This window comes from Streptomyces sp. NPDC044571, assembly GCF_040647115.1.
GTDB lineage: Bacteria > Actinomycetota > Actinomycetes > Streptomycetales > Streptomycetaceae > Streptomyces.
Genome location: NZ_JBEZBN010000024.1, coordinates 68,243 through 89,397, shown reverse-complemented (window position 1 = coordinate 89,397; position 21,155 = coordinate 68,243). Strand labels below are relative to the sequence as shown.

Sequence of the window (21,155 nt, the reverse complement as noted above, 5' to 3'; positions counted from 1 at the left end):
GAGGGCCCGCATGACGCAAGGCATCCTGAGCGAGATCCTGAACTACGCCAACCGGGCGAACCCCTATCCCCTGTACGAGGAACTGCGCAAGACCCCGGTGTACCACGACGGGAACGGGCCGTACGTCATCAGCACCTACTACGAGATCCAGAGCCTGCTGCACGACCCGCGGCTGAGCTCGGACTCCCGCAACCTGGCGGCGGCGGCGAAGGATCCGCTGGCCGAGGAGTCCGAGGAGGAGGCCGCGGCGCTGCCGCCGAGCTTCCTGAAGCTGGACCCGCCCGAGCACGACCGGCTCCGGCGGATGACGAACCGGCCCTTCGGCCCCCCGCACGCACCGCACCGGATCGACGGGATGCGCGGGGACCTGAAGACCATCGTGTCCGGCCTCATCGACAACCTCGGGGATCCCTCGGAGATCGACCTGGTCGACCAGTTCTCCTACCCGTTCCCCGTCACCATGATCTGCCGGCTGCTGGGCGTTCCGCGGGAGGACGAGGCGCGCTTCCACGTCTGGGCCGACACGCTCGCGGCGAGCCTCGACCCCGATCCCGACGCCGACCCGAACGAGCGGCAGAAGACCACCCACGACGCCCGGATGGAACTGGGCATGTACCTGGCCGGGCTGATCGAGGAGCGACGCAAGAACCCCGGCGAGGACATGCTCTCCCAACTGGCCACCGGGAAGGGGCCGGAGGGGGCGATGAGCACCATGGAGCTCCTCAGCACCGCCGCCCTGCTGCTGATCGCGGGTCATGAGACCACCGTCAACCTCATCACGAACGGGATGCTCACCCTGCTGCGCAATCCGGACGTGCTGCGTCAGCTGCGCGAGACCCCGGGGCTCGCGGTGCCGCTGGTGGAGGAGCTGCTGCGGTTCGAGCCGCCGGTGCAGCTGCTGCCGCAGCGCACTCCCCTCACCGACATCGAGGTCGACGGGGTCACCATTCCCAAGGGCTCGTCGATGTGGCTGATCCTCGCCTCCGGCAACCGCGACCCGCGGCGATTCGCGGATCCGGACCGCTTCGACCCGTACCGCAAGGACGTCCAGCACCTGGGGCTCGGCAGCGGCATCCACAGCTGCTTCGGCGCGCCGCTGGCCCGCCTGGAGGCGCAGACGGCCCTGAGCGAGCTGGCGCGCCGCCTGGAGAACCCGCGCCTGCTGGAGGACCCGCCGCCGTACCGGCAGAACGCGGTGCTGCGCGGGCCGCGCCATCTGCGGATCGCCTGCGACGGCATCCGCAGCTGAGCCACAGGCCGCATGCGGCGAGCTGCGGGCCGCGGCGGCGGCGGCGCGTCAAGGAATCCTTGACAACGCGATCATGTCAAGGTTTCCTTGACACATGCGGATCTTGAACTCGAAGGTGTCCCCCGAGGACGCCTCCCCTGCCGACCATTCGTACGTCGCACTGATCCCGTTGACCGCGATCCTGCCCGCCCTGACGGCGCTGTTCGCCGACCGGTTGGGCACGGCCGCCTGGGCGGCGCTCGTCGCGGTGGAACTCGGGCTGATCGCGACCGTGGCCGCCCTGGCCCCCCGCGCCACCGCCCGTACGGCCGACCGGGCGCGCCGCGACGCGGACGTTCTCGACGCGCTGGAGCCCCTCCCCGGCGTACGGCGATGAGCGGCGAGCCGCTGCTCGGCGCGCAGGAGGCCGTCCGCATCCGGGAGGGCATCGCCGCCGCCGTACTCGGCGCCCCCGAGGGGCTGGCCGAGTCGCTGGAGCACGACGCCGACGGATACCTGCGCCTGGTGGATGCCTCGCGGGTCGGCGCCGAGGAGGCGAGCCGGCTGCTGCGCGAGGCCGTCCAGGGGGCCAGGGCCGCCGGGCACAGCTGGGACACCGTCGGCCGCGTCCTGGGAGTGAGCCGCCAGGCCGCCCAGCAGCGGTTCGCGGGCAAGGCCGCGGACGCCACCGCAGCCGGACCGGTCGCCGGCGGCGCGGGTGCGGCCGAGCGCCGCATCCTCAGTCCGGTGTCCGCGTTCACCGAGATGGCCGCCCTGGCGGAGGCCGGCCGCGACGGCTGGCACCTCGTCGGGTACGGTCCGCTCTTCCACGAGGTGGAGGCGTCCGACCACCCCTGGGAGCACTGCCGGGTGACGCTCGCCTCCGGCGGCCGGCACCGGCGGATGGAGGCGGAGGGCTGGATCCCCGTCGGTGCCGGCTGGTTCCCCTGGCGGTACTACAAGCGCCCCCTCGGCGCGGCCAAGGCGGCTTCTGAGCACGGACGCTGACGAGCAGTTCGTGATGCCCGCCGTCGGCGCCGACATCCGCGGCGCGCGGACGCCCAGACGGACCCGACGACTGGCGGCCTAACGACGCTGGCCGTTGTCGAAGTAGGCGCTCAGTCGGGGGTCGAGCGGGGGGACCCTCCGCGGGGTCCCTCCGTCGCGCAGTGACTCCGTCGCCCCGCATCCCGCGGCGACGGCCATCCGCGCGGCGACCGATGAGGTGTCCGTCGTCCCGCCCTCGCGGATGAAGCGCAGGAACTCGTCGACCAGCAGTGGGTCCGCGCCACCGTGCCCGCCCGGCTCCCGGACCTGCGCGACCGTGTGCGTGGCATCCGGCTCGGCCCGGTACGCCGAGCGCCGGGTGTTCCACACCCGCACCTCGCTCCCCGGGCCGTCGCCGAAGTTCTCCAGCCGTCCGGCGTCACCGATGACCGTGTAGTTGCGCCAGTAGTCGGGGGTGAAGTGGCACTGCTGGTAGGCGGCGAGGACTCCGCTGGCCAGGCGGAGGTTGATCAGGGACACGTCCTCGACGTCGATCACCGGGTTCAGGTCGCGCTGCGTGTGCGGCGGCCAGTGGCCCGTCTCGGTGTACCAGTCCTGCGCCTTGGGTTCGCCCGGGGCGCGGCGGTGCGGGTTGTCGCCGTAGACCATGAGGTCGCCGAGGGCCTGCACGTCCTGGGCGTACGAGCCCGCCAGCCAGTGCAGTACGTCGATGTCGTGCGCGGCCTTCTGGAGCAGGAGGCCGTTGGTGTACCGGCGCTCGGCATGCCAGTCCTTGAAGTACCAGTCGCCGCCGTAGCCGACGAAGTGGCGGATCCAGACCGTCTTGACCTGCCCGACGGCACCCTGCGCGATCAGTCGGCGCATCAGGCGGACCACCGGCATGTGTCGCATGTTGTGCCCCACGTAGAGCCGGGTGCCGGTCTCGTACGCGGTCCGCAGGATCCGGTCACAGCGCTCCACCGAGATGTCGAGGGGCTTTTCGACGAAGACGGGCTTGCCGACCGCGAGCGTGGGGCAGGCCACCTCTGCGTGCGTGTGGTCCGGGGTCAGGATGAGCACGGCGTCCACATCGGGGGCGCCGACGACCTCGCGGTGGTCCGAGCAGGTCCGGGCGCCGGGGAAGGCGGTGGCGGCGAGCGCACGGGCCCGCGGGTCGGGGTCCGCGACGGCGGTCACGGCCGCGCCGCGACCCGGGCGGTGGGCGACGCGGGCGAGGCTGCCGCGCAAGCCGTAGCCGAGGACTCCGATCCGTACGTCCCGCATCAGCCGTCTCCCTCGACTCGGGTGCTCAGGACTCCCTGATGGCGGCCAGCACGTCCGCCGCGCCCTGTTCGAGAAGGTCCGCGGCCACCGAGGCCCCCACCTTCTCCGGAGCGTCCACGGGCCCCGCGCCCTCCGCGGTGACCTGGACGGCCCCGTCCAGCGAGGTGACGGCGGCGGACAGGTGCAGCCGGCCGTCGGAGCCGATGCGGCCCCAGGCTCCCACGGGGACCGAGCAGCCGCCGTGCAGTTCGGCGAGCAGGGCGCGCTCGGCCCGTACGCAGGCGTCCATTTCGGTGTCGCCCGTCGCGGCGAGCAGGCGGGCGGCCGGCGAATCGGCGCGGACCTGGATGCCCAGCGCCCCCTGACCCGGGGACGGGAGGAACACGGACGGGTCGAGGATCTGCCGCTGGTGCGCGGGGGGTGTCATGGCCAGCCGGTTCAGTCCGGCGGCCGCGAGCACCACGGCATGCATGCCCGCGCGTCCGACGTGTTTGATCCGGGTCGGTACGTTGCCGCGGATCGGGACGACTTTCAGGTCGGGCCGCAGGTGCAGGAGCTGGGCGATCCGGCGGGGCGCGCCGGTGCCGACGACGGCCCCTGCGGGCAGTTCGTCCAGCGTGGCGCCGCACAGCACGTCCCGTACGTCCTGGCGCGGGCCGGGGGTGGTCAGCAGCACCGTGCCGTCGGCGACGCGGGTGGGGAGGTCCTTCAAGGAGTGCACGATGATGTCGGCCGCGCCCGTCACCAGGGCGTGTTCCTGGTCGGAGGAGAACGCGGAACCGCCGGACGTCTTGGCGACCTCGGCGAGGGTGGAGGTGGTCCGGTCGCGGTCGCCGCCCTCGGTGATCAGCAGCCGTTTGAAGACCACCTCGGGAAACGCGGGCCGGATCTGCTCCAGCCACTCCCTGACCTGCTGCTTCGCGAGCGCGCTGGCCCGGGACCCGACGACGAACACATCACCCATGCCTGCCAACTCCTCGTACGGCGAAGGTCGTTGGTCAAGCCTAGTGGGCCGACAACCGTGCGGTTTCCGACAGTCTGTTGGGATCGGGGCGGTCGCGGGCGGGCGCGGGTCCCGTGGAGAACCCGGTCCGCGCCGTCCCCCGCGGCGCCGAAGTGACGCGGCAGGGCGCCCCTGGCACGCTGGGAACCGGGGACCGTGAACGGGCAGGCGGTGCCGGATGGCCACGGAACCCAGGGGTGGCGCAGGCGGCGACCGGGCCGGTCCGGATGCCGGGCGGGTGTCGGCGCTGTCGCGGACCGCGCAGGAGCTGCGGACCGGGACCGGTCCGTGGCCGTCGGCCGCGCGCCGGGCGATACGCCTGACCCTCGCCGCGTGCACCGGCTTCTACGGCTTCCTGTACGGGCTGGACCGGCCGGTCAGTGCCACCTACGCGCTGTTCGCGGCCGTCTCGCTGGGCGGGCTGTCCCGGATCCCGGGCACCGGCCGGCAGCGGGCCGCCGTCATCGGCGGGGCGCTGCCCGCGGCCTGCCTCCTGGTGCTGGTCGGCACCTGGCTGGCGGTACGGGACTGGGCCGCCGTGGCGGGGATGCTGGTCATCGGTTTCTGTCTGGCCTTCTCGTCGGCGGCCGGGCCCCGAACGGCCGGGGCCGTCCCGGGACTCCAGCTGATGTACATCCTGCCGTGCTTCCCGCCGTACGCCCCGCAGGCCCTGGGCGATCGGCTGGCGGGTACCGCCGCCGGTGCGCTGCTGCTGCTCGCCGCCGAGCGGTACCTGCTGCCCGACCCGCCGGTGCCGACGTACCGGGAGCGGACCGCCGATGCCGCGGCGACGGCGGCCCGGCTCGCTGCCGCGCTGGCCCACCTGCCGCACGTCGTCTCCGGCGCGCTCGCGGCGCAGTCCTCGGCGGCGGGAGAGGCGCTGCGGTCCTCGCGGGTGCCGGAGGCCGAGAGGCCGGCCGGGCCCGGGCTGCGCGAGCGCGCCCTGGCCCACGCCGGGCTTGCCGCCCGTACCCTGCTGCGCCGGCTGCGCGACCTGCCGACGCCCCCGGCCGGGCGGTCCCCGGCGCCGCCCGGCCTGGAGCTCGTACGGGCGGTGCAGGCGACGGCAGACGCGGTGGCCCGGGCGCTGCGGGACGGCGGTCGCCCCGCCGGGGCGGAGGAGCTGCGGCGGCGGCGCGCCGACCTCGCGGAGGCGGTGCCCGTCCCGGTGGCGGGGGTCCGGCGGCGGCAGGCCCTGCTGCTGGAGGTCGCGGACGCGGCGCTGGCGTTGCGCATGGCGGCCGACATCGCCGTGCGGGGCCGGACCGCGGTGTCGGAGGCCGAGGCGGAGGCGGACCACCCGACGGGCCGGTTCTGGTACGCACGGCAGAGCGAGGCCGCGCTGTACCGGCACCGGCTCGCCGGGCATGCCGGCCCCCGGTCGGTCCACTTCCAGAACGCGGTGCGGATCAGTCTGGCGCTGGCGGCGGCCCGGACGGTGGCCGCGCTGGGCTCGCTGCCGCACGGCTTCTGGGCGATGCTGGCCGTCCTCAGCCTCACCCGGACCACCGCGGTGCAGACACGGGCGGCGGTGCGCGCCGCGCTGACCGGGACCTGCCTGGGCGCGCTCGCGGCGGGCGGCATCCTCACCCTGGCGGGCACGGCGACGACCGTGTACGAGATCGTGCTGCCGCCGCTGATGCTGGCTGCGTTCTGCATCGGGCCGGTGCGCGGGGTGGGCTGGTCGCAGGCGTTGTTCACGCTGGTCATCGCGCTGGTGTTCGCGCAGCTGTCACCCGCCACGTGGCAGCTGGCCGAGGTGCGGTTCGTGGACGTTCTCATCGGCAGCGCGATCGGCTTCGTCTGCGGGCTGCTCGCCTGGCCGCGGGGCGCCCACGACGAGCTGGGAAGGGCCGTGGCCCGTCTGCTGGTGGAGTGCGGGGACCACGTGGAGGCGACCACGGACGGTGTCGCCCTCCAGGGTCCCGCCGCGCCGCCCGATGCCGGACAGGACGGTGCGGGGACCACGTGGAGGCGACCACGGACGGTGTCGCCCTCCAGGGTCCCGCCGCGCCGCCCGATGCCGGACAGGACGCGTTCGAGGGCCGGGAGTGGCGGGTGCGGCATGCCCTGATCATGGCCGAGACGGCGTACGCGCAGTACCAGAGCGAGACCCAGCGGCCGCCCGGTCCGGGCCCGGACTGGCAGGCCGTGCTGATGACGGGGCACCACGTGCTGTGGGGCGCGCGGCGGGTCCTGGAAAGCCCCGACGGGAGGCCGCCGGGCGCGGAGGCGGCTGCGCTGGTACGGGGGTACGGGTCCGCCGTGGGGCGGGGGATGCGGCGGGCCGCCGTACGGCTCGCGCCGCCGAAGGGCGCCGCCGGCGGAGCCGACGCGCCCGCCCGGCCGCCCGCCCGGCCGCCGGACCTGCCCGGGCCGCCGTTCCCCGGAGCCGGCTTCGGCGCCGACGAGCCCCCGCTGTTCTTCACGGCGCTGGTCTGGCTCGATGCGCTGACCGCGGACCTGGAGCACGTGGCCGGACCACCGGTGCGGGTGCCGCATCCGTGAGAGGGCGAGCAGGCGGCGCGAGGGCCGTACCGGCAGGGCCGCCGCCCACGGCTACACCGGCACGGCGATGCGCCCGTCGCGCAGTTCCACCACGTGGTCCGCGAGCTCCATCAGGGTGGCGTCGGCCGCAGCCGGGCCGCCGGGCCGCGACGGGGGCCGGGCCATCGTCTGCGACCGCCTGGTCCGGATCTCCACCACGGCCGGGGTCGAGGTGCAGGCTCTGCAGGGGCTGGAACTGACCGTCGCGCAGGGGGACCTGATCGCGCTGGTCGGTGCGTCGGGCAGCGGCAAGTCGACCCTGTTGAACAACCGTGAACCGGCAACTCGGCACGACCGTGGTGATCGTGACCCACGACCCGCTCGTGGCGGGCGAGGTCCGGCCTACGGTGGCGATCCGCGACGGCCGCACCAGCGGCGAGGTGCTGCGGCGGACGGTCACCGACGAACACGGGACGGAGTCGGTGAGCGAGCGCGAGTACGTGATGCTCGACCGCACCGGCCGTGTGCAGCTCCCGTACAAGTTCCTGCGGGCCCTGGGCATGGAGGACCGGGTGGCGGTCGATCCGGCCTCCGACCGGATCGAGGTCCGCCGCGACGACATGGAGGCGGCGTGAACGGGTGACCGGGGCGGATCGGAGGGAGAATGGGGCGCGGGGGCGCCGGTCGATTCCCGGGGGAACGGAGGGCATCCACCATGCTGGGAGACAGCAGGGCATTCAGCGGGTACTCGGTCGACAGCATCGAGGGCGCGAAGCAGTTCTACGGTGACACGCTGGGGCTGCGGGTCTCCGAGGAGAACGGCATGCTGTTCCTGCATCTGGCCGGGGACACCTCCGTGCTGCTCTACCCGAAGGACAATCACACGCCCGCGACGTTCACGGTGCTGAACTTTCCGGTGGACGACATCGACCGGGCCGTCGACGACCTGGCCGCACGGGGTGTGACCTTCGAGCGGTACGACGGGTTCGGGCAGGACGCGAAGGGCATCGCCCGGGAGAACCCGCCGGGACCCTCCATCGCGTGGTTCAACGACCCTGCGGGCAACATCCTCTCGGTCATCCAGCAGGGCGACGCTTCCTAGACCGCGGACCGGAACCGGGACGGCGGGCATGGGATCGATCGTCGTGCTGTTCGAGCTGGCGGCGGACCGGGCCCTCGGCCCGGACGGCGTCGAGCCCGTGGTGGTCGCGGTGCACGCCGCCGGAGCCGACCCCGACGTACCGCAGGACCCGCTCCCCCGCACGCTCTGCGGCCTGGACACCGACCCCATGGAACACGCGCACTACAGCCCCGGCGGCCCAGGCGAGCCGTGGTACCCGCCGGCCTCCGAGGACCGCCGCTGCCACGCCTGCGAGGCGGCGCTCCACGCGCTGTGAGCCGGTGTTCGCGTACGCCGGGGGCGCGTCCGGCGGCCGCCCCCGGCTCACGCGCGCCCGGCTCCTCGGGCGGATGGTCGCCGTGGCGGTGGACGATGCGCCAGCGGCCGTTCTCGCGGCGGTACACATGGGTGGTCCGCAGCGCGCGGTCGGCTTGCCGTTGACGGAGACGGTGTTGTGCTCGGACCTCGGCCGGGCGTCGCCCCGGTGGAGCGCCCTTTCGACGGCCACCCGGAGCGGCAGCACCTCGGCCGGGAACGCGTCGGCTTCGGACGCCATGACGGCCTCCTCCCTCAGTACGGCTGTTGCTCCACAGCCGGCATGCGGCACGGGCGACATACGGCGCCGTCGGCCGACTGCGCCGAGCGGACCGCCGTGGGCCGGTGCTGTTTTCGGTCGCTCCGGTATGGGCACGCGGAAAGGGACGAATCGGAATGAATCACGGGAATCGGCACGGGATGGCCTACGACAGTCCGCGGGTGCAGGTCCTGCTCGACGAGGACGGGGTACGCGCCGTCGTGTTGTCCGGGGAGTTCGACGTCGACAGCGTCGCCCCGCTCCAGGAGGTCCTCGCGGCCGCGGCGCGCGAGGGGGCGCGGCGGGTGGTCGACATCGCCCAGGTGGCGTTCGCCGACTCCTCGCTGCTCAACGTGCTGCTGACCGCACACGGGGAGGAGAGCCTGGTGGTGGCCGGCCCGGTGCCGAAGCAGTTCGCCGAGCTGCTGCACATGTCCGGCTCGGAGGACGCACTGGACATCGCGCCCACCCTCGCCGAAGCGCGTGTCCGGGCCCGGGCCCGGTCCGCCTGAACCGCCCCGTGAGGCCCTGCCCACCACCCCCGGGCTTGACAGGGAACACCTGGCGGAATGAACATTCATTCCGTGACACCGCGCAAGCCTGACCTCGCCCAGTTGCTCCTCGACACGGCCATCACCCTCTTCGCCGAGCGGACCTACGAAGGCACCCAGGTGCCCGCCGTGGCCCAGCGCGCCGGGGTCGGGGTCGGCAGCATCTACCGCTACTTCCCGAGCAAGGAGGCGCTGGGAAACGCCGCGTTCCAGTACGCCAAGGGGGCCCTGCTCAACGAGATGGCCCGGGCTCTCGCGGAGGGCGGTCCGGCCGCCTCCACCCGCGAGGAGTTCGACCGCTTCTGGACCGGCCTCACCCGCTACGCCTCGGCCCACCTGGACGCGTTCGTCTTCCTGGAGCACCAGCAGCACGACACCTTCCTCGCCCCGGAGAGCCGGGAACTCGCCGCCGAGATCGACCGGGTCGGCAGCGACTTCATCGAGCGCGGCCAGCGGGCCGGCGCCATCCGGGACGGGGACGCCCGGCACCTGATCGCCCTCGCCGTCGGGGCGTTCACCGGGCTGCTGAGGCAGCAACGCCCCGACGGGCTGTCCCGGCTCTCCCCCCAGGCCCTCACCCAGGCGCAGGACGCCGTCTGGGACCTCCTGAGTCGAAAGGCTCCCGCATGACCTCCCCGAAGTCCGTTCTGATCACCGGCTGCTCCTCGGGCATGGGCAGGAGCAGCGCGCTCGCCCTGCACCGGCTCGGCCACCGCGTGTACGCCACCGCCCGACGGCCCGAGGCACTGGCCGCACTGGCCGCCGAGGGCATCACGACCCTTGCCCTGGACGTGACCGACGAGGCCTCGATGGCCGCTGCCGTACGGCACGTCGAGGAGGCGCACGGCAGCGTGGACATCCTGGTCAACAACGCCGCGTACGGACTGCACGTACCGGTCGAGGCCGCCACGGCGCAGGAGATCCGCGACCAGTTCGAGACGAACGTCTTCGGGCTGGTCCGGATGACCCAGCTGGTGCTGCCGGGCATGCGGCGGGCGGGGCGCGGCCGGATCGTCAACATCTCCTCGATGGCGGGCCGGTTCTCCCCGCCCGGCGGGGCCTTCTACCACGCGAGCAAGCACGCGGTCGAGGCGATCAGCGACTCGCTGCGCCTGGAGGCGGCCCCGTTCGGCATCGAGGTCACCGTCGTCCAGCCCGGGCCGACGATCACGGAGTTCGGCTCGACTGCGGTCGCCACCATGGGCGCGGAGGCGGACCCCGCCGACCCGTACGGCCGCTTCCGTGCCGAGCTGGCGGACATGTACGCCCGGCGTACCTTCCGCCGCCGCAACGGCGCCGTTCCGGCCGAGACGGCCACGAAGGTGATCGTCCGGGCGGCGACCGCGCGCCGGCCGCGGGCGCGGTACGCGATCGGGGCGCTGGCCCGCACCGTCATGCTGGCCAAGCGGGCCCTGCCGGATTCCGCCTTCGACGCCGTGATGCGGCGGAACTTCCCGCTGCCGGCCCCTCGGTCGACGGCTGCCGCGGCGGCCCGCTGAGGCACTCGGTTCAGGGCCTGCGCACGGTGTGCCTCGGGATGGGAGCCAGCGGCGTCGGGGAGAGGGACGTCGTCTCCTCCCCGGCCTCCAGGAGGGTGTCGGCGGCGCCCACGATCAGGGGATCGGGCTCCCCCACCGCCGCCGGGTCCTTCCTGGCGTAGTCGAGCCGCCACAGGAGGCTGCGCATGGCTTCCAGCCGGGCCCTGCGCTTGTCGTTGCTCTTGACCACCGTCCACGGGGCGTGGGCGGTGTCGGTGGCGCGGAACATGTCCACCTTGGCGGCCGTGTAGTCGTCCCACCGGTCGAGGGAGGCCAGGTCGGTGCCGGAGAGCTTCCACTGCCGTACGGGGTCCACCTGGCGGATGGCGAAGCGGGTGCGCTGCTCGGAGCGGGAGACGGAGAACCAGAACTTGATCAGGTGGATCCCGTCTTCGACGAGCATGCGTTCGAAGAGGGGGCACTGGCGCAGGAAGAGCTGGTACTGCTCCTCGCTGCAGAAGCCCATCACCCGCTCCACCCCGGCCCGGTTGTACCAGGACCGGTCGAAGAAGACGATTTCCCCGGGCGAGGGGAGGTGGGCGGTGTAGCGCTGGAAATACCACTGCCCCGCTTCGCGTTCCGTGGGCTTGTCGAGGGCGACGATGCGCGCCCCGCGAGGGTTGAGGCGCTCGGTGAACCGCTGGATGGTGCCGCCCTTTCCGGCCGCGTCCCGGCCCTCGCACAGGACGGCCACCCGGGCTCCGGACTCCTTCACCCACCGCTGGAGCTTGAGCATCTCGATCTGCAGGATGCGCTTGGCCCGCTCGTACTCCGCGCGGCGCACCTTGCGGTCGTACGGATAGTTCTCCCGCCACGTCTGGATCGCCGCGCCCTCGGCGTCCAGCAGCACGGGTTGCTCGGGGCGGCTCGCGTCCACGCTGAGCCCCCGGAGCAGCTGCTGCTGAGCCTCGCCGGGCATGCCGTCGTTCACCGAGGGACCTTCCACGCCGTGCGTATACCCCAACGCGGCCCGTCATGCCGCGCACAGGTGAGGTAGCGCCATCGCACGTACGCTGGAGCAGAGGCAGGCCCCACCCCGGGCCGGAGCACTCCGGCAGACACCGCCGGTGTGCGGAAGGACGGCCCCGGAGGGCAGCGCCCACTTCGCGAAATCCACGAGTCCGTGAACGAGTGACCAGGTGAATCGAGTGACCATGTGAAGCGCGTGGATGCGTGCATTCCATGGAGCCCCCACCTCGCGAAGTCCACAAGGAAATACTTCTCCGCCCATATCGCGGCTTGACAGCCGGCTTTGGCCGGCGGAAAGCGGGGCCCCCATGGCTGAGCGGCTCAAAAGGTCCGGCCTGATCGGAGAGCTTTCGGCCGAATTCGCAGGCACGATGATCCTCATCCTCTTCGGCGTGGGCGTGGTGGCACAGGTGGTCGCGGGCGGGGCGCTCACCACCCCGCCAGGCGGCCTCGGGAACCACGACAGCATCGCCTGGGCCTGGGGCCTCGGCGTCACCCTGGGCGTCTACGTCGCCGCACGGCTCAGTGGCGCCCACCTCAACCCGGCCGTGACCCTGGCACTCGCGGCGTTCAAGGGATTCCCGTGGAGCCGTGTGGCTCCCTACGCCCTCGCCCAGACGGCCGGCGCCTTCGTCGCGGCCCTGCTGGTGCGCTGGAACTACAGTGAGGCGCTGGCCAAGGCTGATCCCGGCCACACCATCAAGACGCAGGGCGTGTTCTCCACCCTGCCGGCCAACGGCAATCCGAATCTTCCGGTCCACGAGTGGGGAGCCTTCCGCGACCAGATCATCGGGACGGCGATCCTGATGCTGCTGATCCTGGCCGTCACGGACCTGTTCAACACGCCTCCCGGCGCCAACCTGGCCCCGTTCATCATCGGCCTGATCGTCGTGGCGATCGGCATGGCCTGGGGCACCGACGCGGGCTACGCGATCAACCCGGCCCGTGACTTCGGGCCCCGTCTGGCCAGCTTCATCACGGGGTACGGCAGTGCATGGCGAGATCAATACGGCAACTTCTACTTCTGGGTGCCGATCATCGGTCCCCTGATCGGAGCCCTGGTCGGCGCGGCCCTGTACAAGTTCTTCATCGGCAGGTACCTGCCGACGGCAGAGGCGGAACCGCCCGGACGCATGCCAGGACCGGACGAATCCGAGACCTGATCGGGCACTGGCCCACAGCATCCCCGGCGCTGCGTGACGCCCGCGCAGCCCGTCCCAGCAGCCCATCCCACAGGAGAGGCGGGAACCGCCATGGCGGACTTCATCGGCGCGGTGGACCAGGGAACCACCAGCACCCGTTTCATGATCTTCGACCACTCCGGCAACGAGGTGGCCAAGCACCAGCTGGAGCACGAGCAGATACTCCCGCGCTCCGGATGGGTGGAGCACGACCCGGTGGAGATCTGGGAACGGACCAACTCGGTGATCCAGAACGCCCTCCGGCACGGGAACCTGGAAGCCGAGGACCTGGCGGCGATCGGCATCACCAATCAGCGCGAGACGACCGTCGTATGGGACCCGCGCAACGGGCGCCCGTACTACAACGCGATCGTCTGGCAGGACACCCGTACCGACTCCATCGCCGCGGCGCTGGACCGCTCGGGGCAGGGCGATGTCATCCGCCGCAAGGCGGGCCTGCCGCCCGCCACGTACTTCTCCGGCGGGAAGATCCAGTGGATCCTGGAGAACGTCGACGGGGTCCGCGAGGCGGCGGAGGCCGGGCACGCCCTGTTCGGCAACACGGACTGCTGGGTGCTGTGGAACCTGACCGGCGGCCCGGACGGCGGAGTCCACGCCACGGACGTCACCAACGCCAGCCGCACGATGCTGATGAACCTGGAGACCCTGGACTGGGACGACGAGCTGCTGGGCTTCTTCGGCGTCCCGCGGGCCATGCTGCCCGCCATCCGCCCGTCCTCGCACCCCGAGGCCTTCGGGGCGACCCGTACGTCCCGGCCGCTGCGCAGCGCGATCCCGGTCACCGGGGTCCTGGGCGACCAGCAGGCGGCGACCGTCGGCCAGGTCTGCTACGCGCCCGGCGAGGCGAAGAACACGTACGGTACCGGCAACTTCCTGGTGCTGAACACCGGGACCGAACTGGTCCGTTCGCAGCACGGCCTGCTGACCACGGTCGCCTACCAGTTCGGTGACAGCCCGGCGATCTACGCGCTGGAGGGCTCCATCGCGGTCACCGGCTCCGCCGTCCAGTGGCTGCGCGACCAGATGAAGGTGATCGGCGATGCGGCGGAGAGCGAGCGGCTGGCCCGCACCGTCGAGGACAACGGCGGGATGTACTTCGTCCCCGCCTTCTCGGGCCTCTTCGCCCCGTACTGGCGCTCCGACGCCCGCGGTGCGATCGTCGGCCTCGCCCGCTACAACACCAACGGGCATCTGGCGCGCGCCACTCTGGAGGCCATCTGCTACCAGAGCCGCGACGTCGTGGAGGCCATGGAGCAGGACTCCGGTGTCCACCTCGACGTGCTCAAGGTCGACGGCGGTGTGACGGCGAACGACCTGTGCATGCAGATCCAGGCCGATGTCCTCGGGGTCCCGGTCAGCCGCCCGGTGGTGGCCGAGACCACCGCTCTGGGCGCCGCGTACGCGGCCGGACTGGCCACCGGCTTCTGGCGGGACACCGACGAACTGCGCACGCACTGGCAGGAATCCAAGCGCTGGGAGCCCAAGTGGACCGAGGAGCAGCGCGCGGAGGGCTACGCGGGCTGGAAGAAGGCCGTGGAACGGACGCTGAACTGGGCCGAGGTCGCCTGAGCTCGCGGGCCGGACAGGGCCCCGGCACGGCAGAACCCGAACGGAACGAGCCCGAACGGAACGAGCCCGAACTGAACGAGCCCGAACTGAACGAGGAAGGGCAGGCATGACGAAGAGGGAAGCACCGAAGGACAAGGCCGAGAAGCTCAAGGAGCGGGCCAAGCAGATGATCCAGGAGCTCAAGGAGGAGACGACGGAGCTCGACACCCGCCCGTACGGCAGCGCCCCCGCGACCCGTACTCCCCGGGCCCGAACTCAGGGCACCGGCGGGGCCGGTCGGCCCGCCGGCGAAGCACGGTGAGCGAGCCGCAAGCGGGCCCGGCGCCGACGGCCTCGTCGGCGCCGGGCGGCGCACACGCACGGGTGAAGGCGGTGCGTCGTCGCGGTCTCGGGATGCGGTGCGGCGGGTCTGGCCCAAGGATGAACCCCGGGAATGAACCCCGTACCCCTGGTCCCACCGAGGAGTTGTCCATGCCCGACGGCACGCCGCCCACCCTCCGTACCGAATATGTCGCCGCCCTGGCCGCCGACGCCGCACCCCGGGACGGGAGGCGGACGGAACCGGGCCGCTACGTCGCGGCCGGCGACTACTGGTTCCACCAGACGGGGAGCATGCGCGCCGAGGGTCCGGGCCGCGGTTCGCCCGCAGCCGTGTGCCGCCCCTGACCGACGGGAGTGCGCGGCAGCGGGCGGCCTACGCCTGCGGTCGGGCCGGGGTTCCGCGCCGGACCGGGCTCGCCCGGCCCGGCGGCGGCCTGCCGGACAGCACGCCCGGGCGGCCCGTCCCGCGGTGCGCAGGTTTGGCCGGTCGGCGGCCGGGCAGCCGCCAGCCGACAGGATCAGGGGGCAGGTGTGGGGGGGTATCCGAGAGGAGTCCGCGATGGAGGACCAGGGCGGCGCCGGTGGAGCGCCACTGCACGACGAGGGAGACCGCGAGCGCCGCAGGCCCCATGTGAAGCCGTCCATCATGGACCGGCGCCGCAGGGAGCGCGAGTCTTCGTCGGACACGGCGGCCGACAAGCAGTCCGACGAAACGCGGCAGCAGGACAGGCCCGGGAAGCGCGGCCCGTCGACCGGCGATTGATGCGTCGGCCGGCTCCGTGCCCGGGAGGCCGCCCGGTCCGTACGGCGGACCCGGGCGGCCGCGTCCGGACCGTTCACCGCGTGGCGCTGCGCCGCCTCGCCCCGGCCGTGGTGACGGCGGTCGGCGTGTGGTGCACTGCCGCGCTGTCCTGCGCGGGGCCGGTCCCGGCCGGGCCGCCGCCCCGCATGCCGCGGCCGGAACTGGCGGCGGAGGTGACGGTCGCCTCGGCGGCCGCACTCGCGGCCACGTACCGGCCCGGCTGCCCGGTCGCACCCGACCGGCTGCGGCTGATCCGGATGAACCACTGGGGCTTCGACGGCGCGCTCCACCGGGGTGAGATCCTCGTGCACGAGGACGCGGTCCGGCCCCTCCTCCACGTGTTCGGCGAGGCCTTGGAGGCCGGGTTCCCGATCCGCCGCATGCGGCCGGCGGCGGCGTACGGCGGCGACGACCGGAAGTCGATGGCCGATGACAACACCTCCGCCTTCAACTGCCGCCAGGTGACCGGCGACCCCGGGCGCCTCTCGCGGCATGCGTACGGCATGGCCGTCGACATCAACCCGGTGGAGAACCCGTACGTGGACCGCCACGGCACCGCGCACCCCTCCGCGGGCCGGTCCCATTTGCGCCGTGACCCTGCCGGGCCCGGCATGATCCGCCCGGGGGACGCCGTCATCCGGGCCTTCGAGGACGTGGGATGGGAGTGGGGAGGCCGCTGGCATCCCCCCGACTACCAGCACTTTTCCACCGACGGCACCTAGTGCGCCCCGGGCGGGCGGGGCGGGGGTGCAGGATGGGCGGATGGAGAGGGCAGAGCTGGAGGGACGGGCCCGCCGCCTGGCGGCGGCGGGCGGCCGGCGGATCCTGGGGATCGCGGGAGCGCCGGGTGCGGGCAAGTCCACGCTGGCCGCGCGGCTGGCGGACGCGCTGGGCCCGGAGCTGGCCGTGGTGGTGCCCATGGACGGATTCCACCTCGCCCAGGCCGAGTTGGTGCGCCTGGGCCGGGCCGACCGGAAGGGCGCGCCGGACACCTTCGACGCGGCCGGGTACACGGCGCTGCTGGGTCGGCTGCGCGCATCCGGCGGCGCGGACGCCTCCGCCGAGGCCGTCTACGCGCCCGCCTTCGACCGCTCGCTGGAGGAGCCGGTCGCCGGGAGCATCCGGGTCGATCCGGCCGTCCCCCTGGTGATCACCGAGGGGAACTACCTGCTCCACGACGCAGGGCCGTGGGCGCAGGTCAGGGCGCTGATGGACGAGGTGTGGTTCCTGGCCCCGCAGGACGGGCTGCGGGTGCGGCGGCTGGTCGAGCGCCATGTGCGCCACGGCAAGGAGGAGGCGTACGCGCGGCAGTGGGTGGCGCGCTCCGACGAGGCGAACGCCCGCCTGGTCGCGCCGGGGCGCATGCGCGCGGACCTCGTCGTGGAGTGAGTGCGTGCGGGTCACCGCATCGCCGCCGCGATCGAGGGCAGACGCCCGGCATGAACCACACCACCGACTTCGCTCCCTCCCACTGGATGCAGACCGTGGAGGTGCCCGCGCATCCGCCGCTCACCAACCCCGCATCCGCGGACGTCGTCGTGATCGGCGGCGGGATCGCGGGGCTGAGCGCAGCGTGGGAGCTGGCACGGTCGGGCCGGCACGTGACGGTGCTGGAGGCGGGACGGCTCGCCGCGGGGGTCACCGGTCACACCACCGGGAAACTGACCGCGCTGCACACGACCGTCTACGCGGAGCTGCGGCGCAGCGCCGGGCCGGAAGCGGCGCGCGACTACGCCCACTCCCAGAGCGCGGCCCTGCGGCGGGTCCGCGAGGTGGCCGACACCCTCGGCGTGGACTGCGAGCTGGAGAGCCGTTCCGCGTACACCTACTGCGAGGAACCCGAGGGGGTCGAGGCGCTGCGCGCCGAGGCGGAGGCCGCCCGGGCCGCCGGGCTGGAGGCCGATTTCGTCACCGACACGGGCCTGCCCTTCCGGGTGGCGGGCGCCGTACGGGTGCTCGGCCAGGCCCAGTTCCACCCCCGCAAGTACCTGCGGGCGCTGGCCGAGGACGTGATCGCGCAGGGCAGCGAGATCTACGAGCACACCCGCGTCGTCGATCTGGCGGAGGGCGAGCCCTGCCGGGTCACCACCGACGCGGGGGTGACGATGGTGGCCCGGGACGTCATCGTCGCCACGCACTATCCGGTGTTCGACCGGGCCCTGATGTTCACGCGGCTGACCCCGCACCGGGACCTGGTGGTGGCCGGGCCGCTGCCGGCCGACCGCGACCCGGACGGCATGTACATCACCCGGGAGGACGGCAAACGCTCCGTGCGCACCGCCCCGTACGGCGACGGCCGCCGGCTCCTCATCGTGACCGGCGAGGAGTTCACTCCCGGTGACGGCGGGGTCGAGGCCCGCTACCAGCGCCTGTCGGGCTGGGTACGGGAGCGCTTCCCCGGCGTCACTGTCACGCACCGCTGGGCGGCCCAGGACAACGCCCCCGTGGACACCGTGCCGCTCATCGGCCTCTTCCACCCCGGCAGTACCCACGTGTACGTGGCGACCGGCTTCGGCGGCTGGGGCATGAGCGGCGGCGTCCTGGCCGGCCAACTGCTGCGCGCCCTCGTCGACGGTCAGCCGCCCGCCTGGGCGGAACTGTACGACCCGCGCCGGATGGCGTCCGTGGCGCGGGCGGCGCCCTCCTTCGCCAAGACCCAGTGGCAGGTCGGAAAGCACTTCGTCGGGGACCGTCTCGCGGCGCTGCCCGCGGGCGCCCTGTCGGAGGCGGAAGGGCTGCCGCCGGGCCGGGCGGCGGTCGTCGACGTGCGGGGACGCCCGTGCGCGGTCCACCGCGACGACGAAGGCCGGCTGCACGCCGTGTCCGCCACCTGCACCCACCTGGGGTGCCTCGTCGCCTTCAACGATGCGGAACGCACCTGGGAGTGCCCCTGCCACGGCTCGCGGTTCGGGATCGACGGCGAAGTGCTGCAAGGTCCCGCGCTGCGGCCCCTGGACCGGCCCGACATCAACGGGGCGGAGTGGCAGTGGCCCGACAAGCCCTGACGGCGACCCTCACTCCTCGCGCAGCACCCGCACGCTCTTGACCTCGGTGTCCACCGCATCGGGGACGACCATGCCCGCGTCCACGCCGGTGCGCAGGTACGTCAGCACGTCCATGGTGAGGCGCTCGCCCGGCAGGGCCGCCGGAATGCCCGGCGGATACGGGGTCAGCATCTCGGCGGCGATCCGGCCGTCCGCCTTCTCCCACGGGACCTGTTCGGTGCGCCCGAAGAACGCGTCCCGCGGCAGCCGCGCCTGCTCCAGCCGCAGCCGCGACGGTGGCGGGACGCTCACCCGCTGCTGCGTGCGGAACTCGTCGCGGTGTGCCACGAGGTCCCGGAGGGCGGTGAGCAGGGTCTCTGCGGTGTCCTTGTCGTCGGCGTGGGTCAGCTGCGCGCTGATGCGGCGGTGGTCGGAGACGTGGAGGTTGATCCGGTGCTGCTCGCGCAGCCAGTCGGCGGCGCGGTAGCCGGTCGTGCCGAGGCCGGTGATGTCGACGATCACCTGGAGGGGGTCCATGTCACTGGCGCGGCCGGGTCCGCAGAAGTCGTCCCGCCCGTGGACGTGCAGCCCGTCGAGCGCCTCGATGCGTTCGCGGACGGCGCGGGCGAGGGCCAGGGCGTCGTCGTACAGCTTCCGGCCGTGCTGGGCCATCTGCCGCCGCCAGCCGTCGAGGCCGGCGTAGATCAGTACGGAGGGGCTGGTGGTGCCGAGCAGGTCCTCGCGGCTCCTGAGCACCTCGGGCTTCACGAGGTCGCCCTGGAGGTGGAACACCGAGCCCTGTTCGATGCCGGATCCCATTTTGTGCACGGAGGTGACGCACACGTCGGCGCCGGCGTCCATCGCCCAGGTCGGCAGCCCCGGGTGGAAGGGCAGGTGCGCACCCCAGGCCTCGTCCACGATCAGCGGCGCCCCGCGGCGGTGGCACACCTCGGCGATGGCGGCGAGGTCCGAGCAGGTTCCGTACGGGGTGGGGCTGGTCACCAGCGCCCCGCGGGCTTCCGGCTCGGCTTCGAAGGCGGCCTCGAACGCCTCGGGGGACGGCGGGTGGGCGAGGTGGAGCTGCGGGTCCCACTGCGGGTCGACCCAGACGGGCTCGATGCCCGACAGGATGAGCCCGGCGACCACGCTCTTGTGGGCGTCGCGGCCGACGATCAGCTTCTCGTGGGGCCCGGCCACCGAAAGCATCGCCGACTTCACGGACAGGGAGCTGCCGCAGGTGGAGAAGAAGGCGTGCTCCGCGCCGACGGCGTCGGCCATCAGTTCCTCGGCCTCCCGCAGGATGCCGTGGGAGGAGGTCCGGTCGTCCAGGCCGCTGGTGGCGAGGACGTCCGAGTGGTAGACGGCGTCACCGAGGACGGCCCGTACGCGGGGATCGGCTCCGCGGGCCTGTTTGTGTCCGGGCGGGGTGAACGGGGTCTGGCCCTGCGCGTGGTAGTCGGCCAGGGCTTCGAGTACGGGGGCCTTCGACTGGTCCATGCGCAGCCGCCTGCCCGGTTCCCCGGGGCAGAAACCGCGGGCCGGTCTTCGTCACCTGGCCGGGGGGACGGCGGGTGGGCGGCCGAAGGCGGGGTAGACGAGCCGGTGGTCAACGGCACGACGGCAGAAGCGAGGTGAGGACGTTGGCGGTCAAGGCAGTGGGATGGGCACGTTCGTTCCCGGTTTCCGAGGGCGTGAGAGCGGCACGGCAGTGGACCGCCGAACACCTGGCCTGTCTGCCGTGGAACGGCGAGGCCTCGGACACCGCCCATGCGGTCCTGGTCAGCGTCTCGGAGCTGGTCACCAACGCCCATCTGCACGCGGCCACCACCGCCCATCTGGTGCTGACCTGGGACGGCACCTGCCTGCACGTGAGCGTCGCCGACGCCGACCCGCGCCTGCCGCGGCCGCGCAAGGCCGACGCCGACCCGAGCGCCGGGTCCGGGAGGGGGCTGGGCATCGTCGACGTCCTGGCGGATTCCATGGACGTGCACGCGTGCCACGGCGGCAAGGCGGTGACCGCCTGCTTCCGCCCCGAGGGCCGACCCTGCCGCAGGCCGGCTGACGGCCGTGCTCGTGCGGGGACGGGGACATCAGGCGCGGAGGGCGTCCTGGACGCTCGGGTACAGGGAGAGGACGGTGTCGGCGCCGGTGAGCGCGAACAGCCGGCACAGCTGCTCCCCGGGGGCGGCGATGCGCAGGGCCGTGAGGCGGTGCAGCCGTAGGAGCAGGTTGAGGAACGAGGAGTCGCCGAACGTGATGGACGCGGCGTCCAACACCACGAGCCGGGACCGGTCGGCGGCCGCGGCGAGAGCCTCCTCCAGAGGGGCCAGCGTGTCCTGGTCCAGTTCTCCGCAGGCCGCGACCACCCAGCCGGACCCCGCCGGATAGCTGTCGCCCACCACGCCTTCCCGGTGTGCGTCCTCTGCCCCGGTCATGCTGCCTCCCGGATCGTCACATGTGCGGCCTCCACTGGGGAGTATGCACGTTCCCCCCGTGGACCACGACGTGTGAGACGTGGACCACGACGTGTGAGAGC

The 21,155-nt window shown here is 73.1% G+C and carries 24 protein-coding genes and 2 pseudogenes; 20 read left to right on the top strand and 6 right to left on the bottom strand.

Features of this window, described 5'->3' with window-relative positions:
- Positions 1 to 10 precede the first annotated feature (10 nt).
- The 3 genes from AB0B01_RS15615 (at position 11) to AB0B01_RS15605 (ending at position 2,236) form a co-directional block, all read left to right on the top strand.
- Positions 11 to 1,249: a cytochrome P450 gene (locus AB0B01_RS15615; protein ID WP_361718151.1), complete on the top strand. Its 1,239-nt coding sequence runs from the start codon at positions 11 to 13 to the stop codon at positions 1,247 to 1,249.
- A 94-nt stretch (positions 1,250 to 1,343) separates the two neighbouring features.
- Complete coding sequence (locus AB0B01_RS15610) at positions 1,344 to 1,625, top strand: hypothetical protein (protein ID WP_361718148.1); 282 nt, start codon at positions 1,344 to 1,346, stop codon at positions 1,623 to 1,625.
- Positions 1,622 to 2,236, top strand: coding sequence for a hypothetical protein (locus tag AB0B01_RS15605; RefSeq protein WP_361718145.1), 615 nt, complete (start codon positions 1,622 to 1,624; stop codon positions 2,234 to 2,236). The genes AB0B01_RS15610 and AB0B01_RS15605 overlap by 4 nt, the downstream gene beginning before the upstream one ends.
- 78 nt (positions 2,237 to 2,314) lie before the next feature.
- Here AB0B01_RS15605 and AB0B01_RS15600 read toward each other — a convergent pair whose 3' ends face one another.
- Both AB0B01_RS15600 and hemC read right to left on the bottom strand, forming a co-directional pair.
- On the bottom strand, positions 2,315 to 3,499 hold the full coding sequence (locus AB0B01_RS15600; protein ID WP_361718142.1) for a Gfo/Idh/MocA family oxidoreductase: 1,185 nt from the start codon (positions 3,497 to 3,499) through the stop codon (positions 2,315 to 2,317).
- A 25-nt stretch (positions 3,500 to 3,524) separates the two neighbouring features.
- Positions 3,525 to 4,463, bottom strand: coding sequence for a hydroxymethylbilane synthase (gene hemC, locus AB0B01_RS15595; protein WP_361718139.1), 939 nt, complete (start codon positions 4,461 to 4,463; stop codon positions 3,525 to 3,527).
- Between the two features lie 217 nt (positions 4,464 to 4,680).
- On the opposite strand from hemC, the gene AB0B01_RS15590 reads away from it, so the two are divergent.
- Together AB0B01_RS15590 and AB0B01_RS15585 are read left to right on the top strand one after the other, a co-directional pair.
- Complete coding sequence (locus AB0B01_RS15590) at positions 4,681 to 6,576, top strand: FUSC family protein (RefSeq protein WP_361718136.1); 1,896 nt, start codon at positions 4,681 to 4,683, stop codon at positions 6,574 to 6,576.
- A complete protein-coding gene (locus AB0B01_RS15585; protein WP_361718133.1) occupies positions 6,561 to 7,010 on the top strand; it encodes a hypothetical protein in 450 nt (149 codons plus the stop codon). Before AB0B01_RS15590 ends, AB0B01_RS15585 begins: the two co-directional genes overlap by 16 nt.
- A gap of 51 nt (positions 7,011 to 7,061) precedes the next feature.
- On the opposite strand, the gene AB0B01_RS15580 is transcribed toward AB0B01_RS15585, so the two are convergent.
- Complete coding sequence (locus AB0B01_RS15580; protein ID WP_361718204.1) at positions 7,062 to 7,205, bottom strand: hypothetical protein; 144 nt, start codon at positions 7,203 to 7,205, stop codon at positions 7,062 to 7,064.
- On the opposite strand from AB0B01_RS15580, the pseudogene AB0B01_RS15575 reads away from it, so the two are divergent.
- The 6 genes and pseudogenes from AB0B01_RS15575 to AB0B01_RS15550 all read left to right on the top strand — a co-directional run bounded on the left by AB0B01_RS15575 (position 7,174) and on the right by AB0B01_RS15550 (position 10,733).
- Positions 7,174 to 7,624: pseudogene (locus tag AB0B01_RS15575) on the top strand (ATP-binding cassette domain-containing protein). The gene AB0B01_RS15580 and the pseudogene AB0B01_RS15575 sit on opposite strands and share 32 nt — an antisense overlap.
- An 80-nt stretch (positions 7,625 to 7,704) precedes the next feature.
- Entirely contained in the window at positions 7,705 to 8,091 is a 387-nt protein-coding gene (locus tag AB0B01_RS15570) for a VOC family protein (protein WP_361718130.1), read from the top strand.
- Between the two features lie 28 nt (positions 8,092 to 8,119).
- Positions 8,120 to 8,386 carry a hypothetical protein gene (locus AB0B01_RS15565; RefSeq protein WP_361718127.1) on the top strand — a complete coding sequence of 89 codons (267 nt, stop codon included), beginning with the start codon at positions 8,120 to 8,122 and terminating at the stop codon, positions 8,384 to 8,386.
- A gap of 458 nt (positions 8,387 to 8,844) precedes the next feature.
- A complete protein-coding gene (locus AB0B01_RS15560) occupies positions 8,845 to 9,195 on the top strand; it encodes an STAS domain-containing protein (protein WP_361718124.1) in 351 nt (116 codons plus the stop codon).
- A gap of 72 nt (positions 9,196 to 9,267) precedes the next feature.
- Positions 9,268 to 9,864, top strand: a complete 597-nt coding sequence (locus AB0B01_RS15555; RefSeq protein WP_361718121.1) for a TetR/AcrR family transcriptional regulator — start codon at positions 9,268 to 9,270, stop codon at positions 9,862 to 9,864.
- On the top strand, positions 9,861 to 10,733 hold the full coding sequence (locus AB0B01_RS15550; protein ID WP_361718118.1) for an SDR family NAD(P)-dependent oxidoreductase: 873 nt from the start codon (positions 9,861 to 9,863) through the stop codon (positions 10,731 to 10,733). Before AB0B01_RS15555 ends, AB0B01_RS15550 begins: the two co-directional genes overlap by 4 nt.
- Before the next feature lie 10 nt (positions 10,734 to 10,743).
- On the opposite strand, the gene ppk2 is transcribed toward AB0B01_RS15550, so the two are convergent.
- Positions 10,744 to 11,691: a polyphosphate kinase 2 gene (ppk2, locus tag AB0B01_RS15545; RefSeq protein ID WP_361718195.1), complete on the bottom strand. Its 948-nt coding sequence runs from the start codon at positions 11,689 to 11,691 to the stop codon at positions 10,744 to 10,746.
- Positions 11,692 to 12,049: 358 nt separating this feature from the next.
- On the opposite strand from ppk2, the gene AB0B01_RS15540 reads away from it, so the two are divergent.
- The 8 genes from AB0B01_RS15540 to AB0B01_RS15505 all read left to right on the top strand — a co-directional run bounded on the left by AB0B01_RS15540 (position 12,050) and on the right by AB0B01_RS15505 (position 18,640).
- Positions 12,050 to 12,904 (top strand): MIP/aquaporin family protein, encoded by an 855-nt coding sequence (locus AB0B01_RS15540; RefSeq protein WP_361718115.1) that lies wholly within the window; start codon positions 12,050 to 12,052, stop codon positions 12,902 to 12,904.
- A gap of 90 nt (positions 12,905 to 12,994) precedes the next feature.
- The gene (gene glpK / locus AB0B01_RS15535) at positions 12,995 to 14,512 is read left to right on the top strand and encodes a glycerol kinase GlpK (protein ID WP_361718112.1); all 1,518 of its coding nucleotides are present in this window, start codon (positions 12,995 to 12,997) and stop codon (positions 14,510 to 14,512) included.
- 106 nt (positions 14,513 to 14,618) lie between these two features.
- Complete coding sequence (locus tag AB0B01_RS15530; RefSeq protein ID WP_361718109.1) at positions 14,619 to 14,813, top strand: hypothetical protein; 195 nt, start codon at positions 14,619 to 14,621, stop codon at positions 14,811 to 14,813.
- A 170-nt stretch (positions 14,814 to 14,983) separates the two neighbouring features.
- Positions 14,984 to 15,178 carry a hypothetical protein gene (locus AB0B01_RS15525; RefSeq protein ID WP_361718106.1) on the top strand — a complete coding sequence of 65 codons (195 nt, stop codon included), beginning with the start codon at positions 14,984 to 14,986 and terminating at the stop codon, positions 15,176 to 15,178.
- A 214-nt stretch (positions 15,179 to 15,392) separates the two neighbouring features.
- Positions 15,393 to 15,596, top strand: coding sequence for a hypothetical protein (locus AB0B01_RS15520; protein WP_361718103.1), 204 nt, complete (start codon positions 15,393 to 15,395; stop codon positions 15,594 to 15,596).
- 80 nt (positions 15,597 to 15,676) lie between these two features.
- Positions 15,677 to 16,357, top strand: a complete 681-nt coding sequence (locus tag AB0B01_RS15515; RefSeq protein WP_361718100.1) for a M15 family metallopeptidase — start codon at positions 15,677 to 15,679, stop codon at positions 16,355 to 16,357.
- 40 nt (positions 16,358 to 16,397) lie between these two features.
- Complete coding sequence (locus tag AB0B01_RS15510) at positions 16,398 to 17,024, top strand: nucleoside/nucleotide kinase family protein (protein WP_361718097.1); 627 nt, start codon at positions 16,398 to 16,400, stop codon at positions 17,022 to 17,024.
- Between the two features lie 86 nt (positions 17,025 to 17,110).
- Positions 17,111 to 18,640 (top strand): FAD-dependent oxidoreductase, encoded by a 1,530-nt coding sequence (locus AB0B01_RS15505; RefSeq protein WP_361718192.1) that lies wholly within the window; start codon positions 17,111 to 17,113, stop codon positions 18,638 to 18,640.
- Between the two features lie 9 nt (positions 18,641 to 18,649).
- Here AB0B01_RS15505 and AB0B01_RS15500 read toward each other — a convergent pair whose 3' ends face one another.
- Positions 18,650 to 20,116, bottom strand: coding sequence for an ornithine decarboxylase (locus tag AB0B01_RS15500; protein ID WP_361718094.1), 1,467 nt, complete (start codon positions 20,114 to 20,116; stop codon positions 18,650 to 18,652).
- 74 nt (positions 20,117 to 20,190) lie between these two features.
- Here AB0B01_RS15500 and AB0B01_RS15495 point away from each other — a divergent pair.
- Positions 20,191 to 20,631 (top strand): annotated as a pseudogene (locus tag AB0B01_RS15495) (ATP-binding protein); the annotation flags it as partial.
- 78 nt (positions 20,632 to 20,709) lie between these two features.
- On the opposite strand, the gene AB0B01_RS15490 reads toward AB0B01_RS15495, so the two are convergent.
- Positions 20,710 to 21,054 (bottom strand): STAS domain-containing protein, encoded by a 345-nt coding sequence (locus tag AB0B01_RS15490; protein ID WP_361718091.1) that lies wholly within the window; start codon positions 21,052 to 21,054, stop codon positions 20,710 to 20,712.
- Between the last annotated feature and the right edge of the window lie 101 nt (positions 21,055 to 21,155).